This window comes from Haladaptatus salinisoli (assembly GCF_020614375.1).
Taxonomy (GTDB): Archaea; Halobacteriota; Halobacteria; order Halobacteriales; family Haladaptataceae; genus Haladaptatus; species Haladaptatus salinisoli.
This window is the reverse complement of sequence record NZ_CP085327.1, coordinates 886,974-899,068: the sequence shown is the minus strand read 5'-3', so window position 1 is coordinate 899,068 and position 12,095 is coordinate 886,974. Positions and strand designations below refer to the sequence as shown.

13 protein-coding genes are annotated in these 12,095 nt (G+C 64.3%); 7 read left to right on the top strand and 6 right to left on the bottom strand.

All coding sequences use genetic code 11. The features are described from left to right. The first annotated feature begins 65 nt into the window (after nt 1-65). The 3 genes from LIX00_RS04995 (at nt 66) to LIX00_RS04985 (ending at nt 2,385) form a co-directional block, all read left to right on the top strand. Nucleotides 66-1,082: a lysylphosphatidylglycerol synthase transmembrane domain-containing protein gene (locus LIX00_RS04995; RefSeq protein ID WP_227355102.1), complete on the top strand. Its 1,017-nt coding sequence runs from the start codon at nt 66-68 to the stop codon at nt 1,080-1,082. 74 nt (nt 1,083-1,156) lie between these two features. Next, nucleotides 1,157-1,555 carry a DUF7344 domain-containing protein gene (locus LIX00_RS04990; protein ID WP_227355101.1) on the top strand — a complete coding sequence of 133 codons (399 nt, stop codon included), beginning with the start codon at nt 1,157-1,159 and terminating at the stop codon, nt 1,553-1,555. A gap of 41 nt (nt 1,556-1,596) precedes the next feature. After that, on the top strand, nt 1,597-2,385 hold the full coding sequence (locus tag LIX00_RS04985) for a TrmB family transcriptional regulator (RefSeq protein ID WP_227355100.1): 789 nt from the start codon (nt 1,597-1,599) through the stop codon (nt 2,383-2,385). Nucleotides 2,386-2,422: 37 nt separating this feature from the next. On the opposite strand, the gene hisF is transcribed toward LIX00_RS04985, so the two are convergent. Further along, a complete protein-coding gene (gene hisF, locus LIX00_RS04980; RefSeq protein ID WP_227355099.1) occupies nt 2,423-3,238 on the bottom strand; it encodes an imidazole glycerol phosphate synthase subunit HisF in 816 nt (271 codons plus the stop codon). A 202-nt stretch (nt 3,239-3,440) separates the two neighbouring features. Here hisF and LIX00_RS04975 point away from each other — a divergent pair, with 202 nt between their 5' ends. Further along, complete coding sequence (locus LIX00_RS04975) at nt 3,441-3,590, top strand: DUF7550 family protein (RefSeq protein WP_227355098.1); 150 nt, start codon at nt 3,441-3,443, stop codon at nt 3,588-3,590. Between the two features lie 11 nt (nt 3,591-3,601). On the opposite strand, the gene purL is transcribed toward LIX00_RS04975, so the two are convergent. Beyond that, the gene (purL, locus tag LIX00_RS04970) at nt 3,602-5,725 is read right to left on the bottom strand and encodes a phosphoribosylformylglycinamidine synthase subunit PurL (RefSeq protein ID WP_227355097.1); all 2,124 of its coding nucleotides are present in this window, start codon (nt 5,723-5,725) and stop codon (nt 3,602-3,604) included. An 822-nt stretch (nt 5,726-6,547) separates the two neighbouring features. Here purL and LIX00_RS04965 point away from each other — a divergent pair. From LIX00_RS04965 to LIX00_RS04955, 3 genes are all read left to right on the top strand, one after another. After that, entirely contained in the window at nt 6,548-7,189 is a 642-nt protein-coding gene (locus tag LIX00_RS04965; RefSeq protein ID WP_227355096.1) for a hypothetical protein, read from the top strand. A gap of 818 nt (nt 7,190-8,007) precedes the next feature. Continuing rightward, nucleotides 8,008-8,691, top strand: coding sequence for a PHP domain-containing protein (locus LIX00_RS04960; protein ID WP_227355095.1), 684 nt, complete (start codon nt 8,008-8,010; stop codon nt 8,689-8,691). Then, complete coding sequence (locus LIX00_RS04955) at nt 8,691-9,761, top strand: asparagine synthase C-terminal domain-containing protein (protein ID WP_227355094.1); 1,071 nt, start codon at nt 8,691-8,693, stop codon at nt 9,759-9,761. The genes LIX00_RS04960 and LIX00_RS04955 overlap by 1 nt, the downstream gene beginning before the upstream one ends. 14 nt (nt 9,762-9,775) lie before the next feature. Here LIX00_RS04955 and LIX00_RS04950 read toward each other — a convergent pair whose 3' ends face one another. The 4 genes from LIX00_RS04950 to LIX00_RS04935 all read right to left on the bottom strand — a co-directional run bounded on the left by LIX00_RS04950 (nt 9,776) and on the right by LIX00_RS04935 (nt 11,810). Then, entirely contained in the window at nt 9,776-9,946 is a 171-nt protein-coding gene (locus tag LIX00_RS04950; protein WP_227355093.1) for a hypothetical protein, read from the bottom strand. Nucleotides 9,947-10,115: 169 nt separating this feature from the next. Then, on the bottom strand, nt 10,116-10,286 hold the full coding sequence (locus LIX00_RS04945) for a hypothetical protein (RefSeq protein ID WP_227355092.1): 171 nt from the start codon (nt 10,284-10,286) through the stop codon (nt 10,116-10,118). A 32-nt stretch (nt 10,287-10,318) separates the two neighbouring features. After that, complete coding sequence (locus LIX00_RS04940) at nt 10,319-10,798, bottom strand: NUDIX hydrolase (protein ID WP_227355091.1); 480 nt, start codon at nt 10,796-10,798, stop codon at nt 10,319-10,321. A gap of 37 nt (nt 10,799-10,835) precedes the next feature. Further along, nucleotides 10,836-11,810 carry a transcription initiation factor IIB gene (locus tag LIX00_RS04935; RefSeq protein ID WP_227355090.1) on the bottom strand — a complete coding sequence of 325 codons (975 nt, stop codon included), beginning with the start codon at nt 11,808-11,810 and terminating at the stop codon, nt 10,836-10,838. Between the last annotated feature and the right edge of the window lie 285 nt (nt 11,811-12,095).

Below are 12,095 nucleotides of genomic sequence, written 5' to 3'. Positions count from 1 at the left end.
CAACCGTCGGTCCGGACTAGTCCTCGTGAGACCCAGCGGTCGGGCGAATCGAGGAGGGGAAACTCATGTCAGGAACCGATTCTGCGGTCGACCGTCGCACGGTGGCGAAGGTGCTCGTCGGCTTCGTCGTCGCCGGCCTGCTCCTGTACCTGTTCGGTCGCGTCGTCGGGTGGAAGGAGATAGGACGGGCGTTCGCGAAGGCCGACTGGCGGTGGGTGGCCGTCGCCTGCGCGTCGAGCGTCGTCAGCCTCGTCTTCTGGTCGAGGGCGTGGGACATCGTCCTCTCGGCCGTCGACGTGCGGATTCCGTTTCGGTCGCTCGTCGTCACCTACTTCGCGGCGACGTTCGCCGACTACGCGACCCCGTTCGGCAAGGCCGGCGGGGGTCCGTTCATCGCGCTCGTCCTGTCGTCGGACGAGCGCGCCACCTATCAGGAGAGCCTCGCGGGCGTCGTCGCCGCCGACCTCCTGAACCTCGTTCCCTTCTTCACCTTCGCCACCGTCGGGGGAGTCGCGCTCGCGTTCCGAACCGACATCTCCGGGCGGGCGAACCTCCTCGTCGCCGGACTGGCCGGACTGGCGGTCGTCGTCCCGGCGGTCGCGTACGCGGGCTGGCGGAAGCGAGGCTTCGTCGAGCGAGTCGTCACCCGCCTCCTCGAACCGCTCGCCGCTCGCACCTCGCGCGTCGATACGGAGTCGGTCCGCGAGCGGATTCGGGAGTTCTTCCTCGGAATCGACGAGATACGAACCCATCCGACCGCCGTCAAGCGGACGCTCCCGTACGCCTACGTGGGATGGGTGTTCTTCGCGCTGCCGCTGTACGTGGCGGGGTTGACGTTCGGCGTCCGCCTCAACCCCGTCGTCGTCCTGTTCGTCGTCCCGGCGAGCACCGTCGCCGGAATCGTCCCCACCCCCGGCGGTCTCGGCGGCGTCGAAGTCGCCATCGTGGCGCTCCTCGTCGCCCTCGCGTCGGTGACGGCCGACACCGCGGCCGCCATCGCGCTCGTCTACCGGGTGGCCAGTTACTGGTTCGTCCTCGCTATCGGCGGGGTGGCCGCGCTCTACGAGACGTACTCCGTTTGAGCGCCGGACGCCGCGTCCTCCCCGGTTCTCGGCGTTGTCATCTCCGTAGTGAACGGCGCGTTACGTCGGCAGTAATGACAGTCACCTTAAACGTGGGCGGCCCGTACGGCGGGGTGATGGATACCGAAAGCGACGTTCGAACGGTCGAAGAAACGCTACCCCTCGACGCGCAGTTCGACATCGTCGCGAACCGACGCCGTCGTTGCCTCCTCCGGTGTATCGAAGCGCACGACTCGCCCATCGCGCTGGCCGACCTGGCGGACGAGGTTGCGGTGCGGGAACACGAGTCCCATTTGTCGGACGTTCCGGCCGAGGAGGTGAAGCGAACCTACCTCTCGCTCTATCACAAACACGTCCCGAAACTGGCCGAAGCGAACATCGTCGAGTACGACCAAAAGCGGGATTCGGTCTCGATGTCGGCGAACGACGGACGAGTTCGGGCGCTCCTCCGCCTGGTCGAACCGCAGCGATAGTCCGCCGATACGGGTTTATTCGTCGCCCCGCTACTCGCCCCATGACTAGTGAGAGCGAGGCGGTCAGCGCGTTGGAAAACTTGGGTTTAACCGAGTACGAAGCGAAGTGTTTCGCCGCGCTCACTCGCGTCACCAAGGCAACCGCGAAGGACGTCAGCCAACTCTCCGAGGTACCCCGGTCGCGCGTCTACGACACGGTCGAGCGCCTCCACCAGCGGGGGCTGGTGGACGTCCAGGAGTCGGACCCGCGTGAGTACAGGGCGGTTCCCAAGGACGAGGCGTTCGACGTGCTCCGACGAAACTACCGCACCAACATCGAGGCGGCGGACACCGCGCTCGACGCGGTGGAATCGGCTGAGATACGGGAGGACGAGGGGGTGTGGGCGGTCGCGGACGCTGAACACGTCACCAACAGGGTGATGGCGCTGCTTGACGACGCGGAGGTCAGCGTCGCGTTCATCGTCGCCGACGAGACGGTGCTCAGAGACCGGGTGCTCGACCGACTGGCGGCCGCCACCGACCGCGGCGTCGCCGTCACCGTGGAGGTACCGTCGGAGTCGGTGAAGGAACGCATCGAGGAAGCCGTACCGAACGCGCACGTTGCGGTCACGGAAAAGCTGGAGCGGACGACCCGAGTCGAGAAGAAGTGGCCGGGACAGTTGGCGCTGGTCGACCACCACTCGGTTCTCGCCAGCGGCGTCGAGGAGAGCGACCTCCCGGAGGTGACGGAGGAGACGGGGGTGTGGACTCGGGGGCACGACCACGGGTTCGCCACGTGGATACGCGAGCTGCTCGCGGAGCGGGTCGGCGGAACCGGGGCGACCGAGTGAGGGCGGGCCGCGAAGCGGTCGGGGGTAGGGTTCGAGTTTACAGCCGAACCGGCACGTCGCGCTCGGCGAGGTACTCCTTCACTTCCCGAATCGAGTACTCGCCGTAGTGGAAGATGGAGGCCGCCAACGCCGCGTCCGCGTTCGCCTCGGCGAACACTTCGTAGGCGTCTTCGGGGCCGCCGCAGCCGGAGGAGGCGATGACCGGCGTCGAGACGGCGTCGCAGACCGCCTTCGTCAGGGGAACGTCGTAACCGTCCTTCGTCCCGTCGGCGTCGATGGAGTTGACGAACAGTTCGCCCGCGCCGCGCGACTCGGCCTCCGTCGCCCACTCGACCACGTCCACGCCGGTTCCCTCGCGACCGCCCTTGACCGTGCACTCGAACCAGCAGGACTCGCCGTCCACCCGCGCGTAGTGCTCGCCCCCCTCGTCGAACCGCCTGCGGGCGTCCACGCTGATGACGATGCACTGGTTGCCGAACGCCTCCGCGCCCTCGGTGACGAGTTCAGGGCGCTCCAGCGCGGCGGTGTTGATGGAGACCTTGTCCGCCCCGGCGCGGAGCGTCTCCTTGATGTCTTCGCGCGTGCGAATGCCGCCCCCGACGGTGAGCGGGATGAACACTTCGTCCGCCACCGCGGAGACCACGCCGAGCATCGTCTCGCGCCCCTCCGCGCTGGCCGTGATGTCGAGGAAGACGAACTCGTCCGCGCCCGCCTCGTTGTACCGCCGGGCCATCTCCACCGGGTCGCCGGTGTACCGGAGGTCTTCGAAGTTGACGCCCGTGTAGACCGCGGGGTTCCCGTCCTCGTCCACGTCCACGTCGATGCACGGGACGATTCGCTTGGTGAGGGTCATCGATTGGGAGACGGTAGGGAGTCGGGCGTCAAAAGGGGTCGGTTTGTGGCAGAGGTGATCGGGGAACCGGTCGCGACGCCGATGGATCGATCGGCTGCGCGGGCGAACCGCTACGCGTGCGGCGGTTCCTCTCGAGGGCGTCACCCTCGAACTCGACAGGAACACCGATACACCGAAGTACCGGGCACGCACACCTCCGAATATGAGTGGTCACGAGTACGACGCCGAAGAGAGAGACCGAGTGACGGCACCGCAGCAGGACTTTACGATGAGCCAGGTGACGACCGGATTCGTCATCCTCGTCGTCGGGTTGGCCATCACGTTCGGCGTCCCGCTCCTGTTGTTCGGCTGAGTTCTCTCGCCCTATCGCTCCAGTTCTCGCGCGAGCACGTCCCGAAGCCCCGCGATTTTATCGGCCGAGCAGCGAAGCCCCCCGTCGCCGACTTCGATTCGGAGCACCCCGGAGTCGTTCGCCGCGCCGATTTCGGCGACCGGCGCGACGCCGTCGAACGCGCGGAAGGCGTCCTCGGGGGCGGTCGTCTCGACGACCGCTCGACCCGGTAGTTCGCTGAACAGCAGTTCCGCGGGGGTCGCGTCGCCGTCGAGCGACACCGACGCGCCCGCGTCCTCGGAGACCATCTCGGCCAGCGTCACCGCGAGTCCGCCGTCGCTCACGTCGTGCACCGCGAGCGTCCCCTCCTGCGTGGCGACCTCGCGCAGGCGGGCGACGCGTTCGCTGGGGTTGTCGAGGAGTTCGGGGAAGCGGTCGCTCCCGCCGAATCGCGCGAGGTACTCCGTCCCGCCGAGCGGTGCGCTCGGTTCCCCGACGAGGAGCAGGGTGCCGTCGCCCGAGAGTTCGGCGGGCGGAGCGTCGTAGTCGGCGGTCGTCCCCGCCATCGCCAGCGTCGGCGTCGGCGGAATCGGGCCGCTCGGGGAGTCGTTGTAGAGCGAGACGTTTCCGCCGACGACCGGAACCGCGAGGGCGCTGCACATGTCCGCGAGACCGTCCACGATTCCCTCGAACCCGCCGTACACCTCCGGCTTTTCGGGGTTGCCGCCGTTCAGACAGTCCACCGCCGCGAGGGGTCGCGCTCCCTTCGCGGCGAGGTTCGTGGCGTTCTCCAGCGCGACGGCGCGTGCGCCGTCGTAAGGCGCTACGGTCGTCCAGTGCGGGTTCGCGCCCGCGGAGAACGCGAGGCCGAGGTCCGCGTCCCTGACGGCGAGCACCGCCGCGTCGTCGCCCGGCGGGGTCGCGGTTCGGGTCTGGACCTCGTGGTCGTACTGCCGGTAGACCCACCGCTTGCTCGCGCAGTTGGGCGACCCGACCACCGCTTCGAACGCTTCGCGCAGATCGGCGTCCGGCAGGTCGCGCTCGGGTCGTTCGGGCTCCTCCGCGGGCAGGTCGTTCGTCGGCGCGCCGTCGCCGAGGAACTCGGCGGGAACGTCCACCACCGTCTCGTCCTCGAACGTGCAGACGTAGTTCCCCTCGGTCACGTCGCCGATGACCGAACAGCCGAGGTCGTACTTCTCGACGATGTCGGCCACCGCGTCGACGTTCTCCGGGCGAACCTCGTAGCACATTCGCTCCTGCGATTCGGCGAGCAGGATTTCGAGCGCGTTCATGTTCGGTTCGCGCTGGTGGACGCGGTCGAGGTCGATGGCGGCCCCGAGACCGCCCTTCGCGACCAGTTCGCTGGACGCGCCGCCGAGACCCGCGGCTCCGAGGTCGCGGGCCGATTCCACGAGGTTACCGTCGACGAGTTCCTCGTTCGCCTCGATGAGCAGTTTCTCCGTGTACGGGTCGCCGACCTGCACCGCGGGGCGGTCTTCCGTCTCGGCGTCCTCCGAGAGGTCCTCGCTGGCGAAGCTCGCGCCGCCGAGTCCGTCACGACCGGTCGCGTTGCCGACGAGGACGAGTTTGTTGCCCGCCTCTCGCGCGTTCGCCGTGACGAGGCGGTCGGCCGGGAGCAGTCCGATGCAGGCCACGTTGACGAGGGGGTTGCCCTCGTAGTCGGGGTGGAACTGCGTGCTCCCCGTCACCGTCGGAACGCCGATGGAGTTCCCGTAGTCGGCGATGCCTTCGACCACGCCTTCCAGCAGGTAGCGGGAGTGTTCGCGGTCGAACCCGCCGAAGTAGAGGCAGTCGGCGAGCGCGACGGGGTAGGCCCCCATCGAGAGCGTGTCGCGGACGATGCCGCCGACGCCCGTCGCCGCGCCGTCGTAGGGGTCGACGTAGGAGGGGTGATTGTGACTCTCGATGCCCATCGTGATGTAGGTGTCGTCGTTCAGCGCCACGACCGCGGCGTCGTCGCCGGGACCCACGACCACGTCCTCGCTCTCCGACTCGAACGCCGACAGCAGCGTGCGCGACGAACGGTACGCGCAGTGTTCGCTCCAGAGGTTCTCGAACAGCGCTTCCTCGGCCGGAGTCGGGTCGCGGCCGAGTTCGGCGACGACCAACTCTCGGTCGGACTCGGACAGGCTCATTCACTGTCCTGTACAGACAGGGCGGATTAATGCCTTTCCATGTGCACGAACGTGCTACTCCTCGAACGCCGACGCTTCGAGGTACCGCGACACGAAGAAAACGGTGACTCCGACCAACTTTGAATTGAGTCGGGAAGCGACTGCCCCTCGCCGTAGGAGACTTTTCTATCCAACAATCAAGAGACCTAGCACGCCGCTGACTGCTATATACACGGAACGTGGGAATGAGCAGTGAGCATTGAGTTGGATGGTTCCTTTGTTGCGCGCTGTCCACGTTCGTCGGGTACGCACGTTCTTAGCTTGACAGAACCCGACAAATAATATTATGAACTATGGTTGCTTAATGACTCGGGTTGCATACGCCTGTAATAGTTCTCTAGCTGCATCGAACGTGGGGACGTTGGTAGGTGTTTGGCTGCACCGTGCAACCCACGTTCGTCGGGCATGCTTATCCAATAGCCTTCCAATCAGCCTTCACGCGTGCCCGACACAAAAAGTATGCTAGTCGCTCACTTAGTCCTTGGGTTCACTATGACGTAACTACTCGCGTCCCCCATACACTAAATTAACCTCGTAGACTGTTGTCCCGACAGGCAGTAGAGACATCGAGAATCGAAAGATGTGTAGGTATGCAATCCACCACTCTACTCTCTTGAGACAAGTTTAGAGAGTACGCGCTGATCCTTGAGGTACTGTTGTCCATCTCATATTATTTTCTACTAGAGAAGAGACGAAAACATGACGCAAAGGATGAATTCAATCGTGAGGATAACATAGAAAATTAATAAAAAATAAAAAGAGGTCGAGAATTAACCCGATAGCATGGGAAAGAAATCGGACGCTGACGTTAGAAGAAGTACTACATTTAGTAGCGAAGAAAAAACTAACTTTTCACGTCGGACGACCCTCGCATCACTACTCGGAGTAGGTGGTGGAGTCCTCTTCAATAGTAATTCTGCGTCAGCCGAATCCGCCGCTCAACAGCAAAAATGTGATCAGTATATCCCCCTCTACCAGACTGAAACCGTTCCTTCTATTTCTGCCGTCCCTCCTTCTTCGGAGTTGTCACGGGAGTATACTGTAGAAGATCATCCCGAATCATTCGGCATTTTCCCGTTCGAAAGTTTTGATTACGGTGTTCCACTTTATATCTCGGTGATTGGTGAGTTACTGCACCAAGGATCTGAACCAAATTTAGCAAGCGTTTCACTAAGGCTATATGACAAGACTAGCGAGGACCCAATTAAAGGGACAGAAGTGACACTCTCATCCCCGAACGAAATGACAGAAGTTGGGGGAACTCAGTTATTCGACGGACCAAAAGCAGAATACGATCCAGGTGAGGCACGGAAAATTGGTTTCCAAATCAAACAACAATATTCAGACCCTGACCTACTAAGAAACGCATTTGTCTTTAGAAATGTATCGATTGGGATTTGGATGAAGTTGCCATTACAATCTTAAGAGTTTCCGACTATTCTGGCCACTGCCTTCGGAGAATACACTGACGCGCCAGAGACGGTCATCGCGGAGATCAAAGAGAAAGATGACCGGCTAATAGACGACGTTGAACAGCTGGAGAATCAAGTGGGAAGACCGAAAACAAGTCCAGTCACAACGTGAGGTCGACCGATGGGTGAGCGTCCGTCCGACGGTACGAAATTAGCCGACGGCTCTCGCTACGTTCGCCACCGAAAATCAAAACGGAGGGAGGTGAAGCCCATTCTTTCCTTGTCCGTCTGCCACGGCCACTGGCTATCGTTTTTTGCCCTTTAGAGGGGCAGTTCGGTATCCTCTCCGGCCGGATATAAAATTAACTAACAAAATTAGAAAATAACACGCGGTAATCAATATCTGTAGTTCGGTTCGACCGTGGATGGGTTCCGTCCGTACGGGGTAAAATATGCGCGAACCGCACGACGAAGTCGAACCAGCACGCTTACGCGGCGGCTACGAAAAACACCGTCCGAACTCCTCTCTCAATCTCTCGAGACGGATAATCGAGTTTTCCACGTCGTTTCCGAACCCGAACGCAACTTACCACGGCTCCGCGATCGCCGGTCTACGCCCCGCTATCCGTATCTTCGACGGCGATGCACCGTGTTGTCGCCGTTATTCGTGCGATACCTACCTTTCGAGTCGTTTCGTGAGCGACGTCGCCGCTTTCGATACCCGTACTCGACGCCAAAGATCGAACGATAGTAGGTCGACGCCGTTTTGCGAAATCCCGTCCGTCGTCGCAGACCGAGGCGTTTTTCCCCCCACTCGCCCAACGGTCGGTCGTGCTTTCGGTCGAGTTGCACTGTCACTCCGCGCTCTCTCACGATGGCCGCGACCCGGTGGACCTCATCCTCGAACAGGCGAAAGCGGTCGGTCTCGACGCCATCGCCGTCACCGACCACGACCACATCGAGGCGAGCCTCGAAGTCGCGGAGCGCGCTCCCGACTACGGACTGGTCGGCATCCCCGGCATGGAAATCACGTCGCGGGCCGGCCACGTCCTCGGAATCGGCGTCGAAGAGCGCGTTCCGCCGGGGTTGTCGTTCGCGGAGACGCTCGACCGAATCAGGGAACAGGGCGGCGTCGCCGTCGTTCCCCACCCCTTCCAGAAGTCGCGGAGCGGCGTCGTCGCGAACATCGACCGCGGGGAACTCATCAAGGCGGACGCCATCGAAGTGTACAACTCGCGCCTGTTGACCGGCCGGGGTAATCGCCGGGCGAAGGCGTTCGCCCGCAGACACCGGATTCCGATGACGGCGGGAAGCGACGCCCACATCAGCGAGATGGTCGGACAGGCCGTGACGAGGATCGACGCCGCGCCCGACGTGCGGGACATCCTCGACGCCATCGCGGAGGGGCGAACCGAAGTGCAGGGGAAACGAACGCCGTGGCGCATCAGCTTCCGCCAAGCCGCGGGCGGCGCGAAACGCCGGGTCGTCAACCGCGTCGCGCAGTTCTTCGGCTGATGCGGGGCGCGGACCCCGACCTCGTTCGCCGAGCCATCGACGAGGGCGATCCGCTCCCGGGCGGGAGCGGGTTCGCCGGCGAACTCGACGGGCGACTCGTCCGGGACGTGCTCGGCCGCCATCCGCTCTTCTCCGAAGCCGGCGACCCGACGACGTGGCGATACGACCCGACCGAACTGGACGACCCGGACCCGGTCCCCGCGGGCCACGCCCGGACGCGGGACGGGGACGAACGACTCTGGACGCTCCCCGACCCGTCGGTCTTCGAGGACGAGGCGGAAGCGGTTTCGGCGGTCGGCGACGCCGTCGACGCGAGTTTGAGAGACGTCTCCGACGCCGACCTCGCGGTGGCGTTCTCGGGCGGCGTCGATTCGGCGGTCGTCGCAAGCGCCTTCGACCGCCCGCTCTACGTGGCGGGGTTCCCCGACAGTCACGACGCGGAGGCCGCCCGAACCGCGGCCGAGCGGATGAACCGCGAGGTGCGGGTGGTCGAACTCGCCCACGACGATATCGAACGCGCCGTCCCCGAGGTGGCCCGCGCCATCGGACGCACCAACGCGATGGACGTGCAGATAGCGCTCCCGCTGTACCTGACCGCGGAGCGAGCGCGGGCGGACGGCTACGACCGCCTCGCGGTCGGACAGGGGGCGGACGAACTGTTCGGCGGCTACGAGAAGGTCGCCCGCGCGGACCACCGCGTCGCGGCCGAGACGGTGCGGGGTGCGGCGCGCGAGACGATTCGAACCCTGCCCGAGCAGTTGACCCGGGACGCGCTCGCGCTCCGAGCTGCGGGCGTCGAACCCGTCGCGCCGCTGCTGGACGACCGAGTGGTTCTGGCCGCGCTTCGACTGCCCGGACGCATGCTCGTCTCCGACGACGGGGTCCGAAAGTGGGCGTTCAGGGAGGCGGCCCGGCGGTTCGTCCCCGACGAGGTGGCGACGCGGCGGAAGAAAGCGGTTCAGTACGGCAGTCTCGTGGCGCGGGAACTCGACCGTCTCGCGCGGCGGGCCGGGTACAAGCGCCGGATGGACGACCACGTGACGAAGTACGTTCGCTCGCGGGCGGAGTGACTCCGCCCGGCGGTTCAGTACGTCCGCGACCGCGACGCCCGCTCGCCCAGTTCTCGTTCGAGCCACGAATCGCGGTACCCGATGCAACAGCCGCCGCACTCCGCGCACACCTGCCGGTCGAGTTCGTACGGCGTCCCGCAGCCCTTACACTCGAATCGCGCCGAGTCCGGGCTCCCGAAACCCAAACCCAAACTCCTGACAAATCTCATCCCTGAATCGTTCGACACGGAGAGCCCCCATTATTATGGACGGGGTAAACGGCCCTAAAACGCTACTGTGGGCGTAAAGTTAGATTCCGACGAAATACCTCCGAGGTAATAATCAGAAATCGAACATCGACAGGTGCGAATTCTGTCAGTGTCGCGGCGTCACGACGTTCTCGCTTCCGCAGTCGGGACAGCGGTCCCGGTCCGCGTCGAACGCCTTCCCGCAACCGGTGCAGACGTAGGTCGGTCGGGGGTCTTCGTCGTCGTCGCCGCCGAGTCGTCGTTGGAGTCGGTCGATGATGCTCATGGGGTCGGCCATCCACCGGACCGACCTTATTATACACCGCTTAATCACCGCGTTCGGGCGGATTCGACGCGCTCTACGGCTTCGATGCCGAGCGTCGCGACCTCCTCCGTCAACCCGTCGCGGTCGCGCAGTTCGTCGGGGGAGAACCACCGCCACTCGTCGGTCCCCGCCTCGCCGTCGGCGGGCGAGAGGGTTCGGTTCGGCGCTTCGGCGTAGTAGACGAAGTCGATGTGCTGGTGGGCGACCTCGCCGTCCGCCACGTCGACGTCGTAGAGCATGGTGTGCTCGGCGGGCGGGAGTTCCCGCCCGAAATCGGCGGTCACGCGCGTCTCCGGTTCGAGGAGGGTCGCGTCCAACCCCGTCTCCTCGCGGAGCTCCCGGAGGGCGGCCTCGCGGGGGAGTTCGTCGCGGGCCAAGTGACCGCCCGGCGGGAGCCACATGCCGAGTCGGTCGTGTTCGTGGAGCAGGCAGTCGCCGTCGTGGACGACGTACGTCGTCGCGGTGAAGTGTCGCGTCGTCTCCATGTAAAGGAGGATGACCGACCGCAGTTCACGGTTTCGGTCAGGGCGTGACGGTTCCCTCTTCGGCGTCGAGCAGTTCGTGGTAGCGGTTGCGGATGGTGACCTCGCTGATGTTCGCCACGTCGCTCACCTCGCTCTGGGTCACCTTCTCGTTGGTGAGGAGGGCGGCGGCGTAGACGGCGGCGGCGGCGAGGCCGACCGGCGACTTCCCGCTGTGGAGTCCCTGCTTGATGGCCGAATCGAGCAACGACCGGGCGCGGCGCTCGGTCTCGTCCGAGAGGTCGAGTTCCGAGGCGAACCGCGGGACGTAGCTCTTCGGGTCGGCCGGTTCGATTTCGAGGCCGAGTTCGCGGGCGACGTAGCGGTACGTGCGGGCGATTTCGTCCTTCTCGACGCGCGAGACGGCGGTGAGTTCGTCCAAACTGCGGGGCGTTCGCGCCTGTCGGGCGGCGGCGTAGAGGGCCCCCGTCGCCACGCCCTCGATGGAGCGTCCCGGGAGGAGGTTCTCGTCGAGCGCCCGGCGGTAGATGACGCTGGCCATCTCGCGGACGTTGTCCGGTAGCCCGAGGGCCGAGGCCATCCGGTCGATCTCGCCCAGCGCCTGCTTGAGGTTGCGCTCCTTCGAATCGCGCGTGCGGAACCGCTCGTTCCACTTTCGGAGTCGCTGCATCTTCTCGCGCTGGCGCGACCCCAACGAGTTCCCGTAGGCGTCCTTGTCGCGCCAGTCGATGTTGGTCGAGAGCCCCTTGTCGTGCATCATCGTCGTCGTCGGTGCGCCGACGCGGGACTTCTGTTCGCGTTCGGCCGCGTCGAAGGCGCGCCACTCCGGCCCGCGGTCGACCGCGTCCTCTTCGACGACGAGACCGCAGTCGGCGCACACTCGCTCCCCTCGTTCCTCGTCGGTCACGAGCGAACCGCCGCATTCGGGGCAACGCTGTCGCTCGTCGGTTCGCTCTTCCGTTCGCTCGTCGCTGGTCTCAGTTTCGTCGTTCGTTCGGGTGCGTGTATCAGTCATGGGCGCGTGCTGTGTTCGGTTGTTGCGTCCTGTCGGGACCGTGTGTTAGTCGCGTATATAGCACTCAGAAGCCGGTCGATAGGCCGAGATTCGAAGTAATCGATAGACATATCATGTAGCACTTCCACCTACTTAAGTCCAGTGGGTAGACGGGCGATTTTCTCGGACGAAAAACCTCGGATTCATCCGGTCTTCCTCGGGGAAGAAGACAGTATTCGAAAGATATACACGACTCGGTTATCGCTCGCTTTATGATACTCGACGACCCGGTAGGTGGCGTATCGA

Bases quoted from the DNA above. Each gene is read 5' to 3' on its own strand.
- LIX00_RS04935 (WP_227355090.1), bottom strand. From the start codon at position 11,810: ATGACTGATACACGCACCCGAACGAACGACGAAACTGAGACCAGCGAC.
- LIX00_RS04995 (WP_227355102.1), top strand. From the start codon at position 66: ATGTCAGGAACCGATTCTGCGGTCGACCGTCGCACGGTGGCGAAGGTG.
- purL (WP_227355097.1), bottom strand. From the start codon at position 5,725: ATGAGCCTGTCCGAGTCCGACCGAGAGTTGGTCGTCGCCGAACTCGGC.
- LIX00_RS04985 (WP_227355100.1), top strand. From the start codon at position 1,597: ATGACTAGTGAGAGCGAGGCGGTCAGCGCGTTGGAAAACTTGGGTTTA.
- LIX00_RS04990 (WP_227355101.1), top strand. From the start codon at position 1,157: ATGACAGTCACCTTAAACGTGGGCGGCCCGTACGGCGGGGTGATGGAT.
- LIX00_RS04965 (WP_227355096.1), top strand. From the start codon at position 6,548: ATGGGAAAGAAATCGGACGCTGACGTTAGAAGAAGTACTACATTTAGT.
- LIX00_RS04940 (WP_227355091.1), bottom strand. From the start codon at position 10,798: ATGGAGACGACGCGACACTTCACCGCGACGACGTACGTCGTCCACGAC.
- hisF (WP_227355099.1), bottom strand. From the start codon at position 3,238: ATGACCCTCACCAAGCGAATCGTCCCGTGCATCGACGTGGACGTGGAC.
- LIX00_RS04945 (WP_227355092.1), bottom strand. From the start codon at position 10,286: ATGGCCGACCCCATGAGCATCATCGACCGACTCCAACGACGACTCGGC.
- LIX00_RS04955 (WP_227355094.1), top strand. From the start codon at position 8,691: ATGCGGGGCGCGGACCCCGACCTCGTTCGCCGAGCCATCGACGAGGGC.
- LIX00_RS04975 (WP_227355098.1), top strand. From the start codon at position 3,441: ATGAGTGGTCACGAGTACGACGCCGAAGAGAGAGACCGAGTGACGGCA.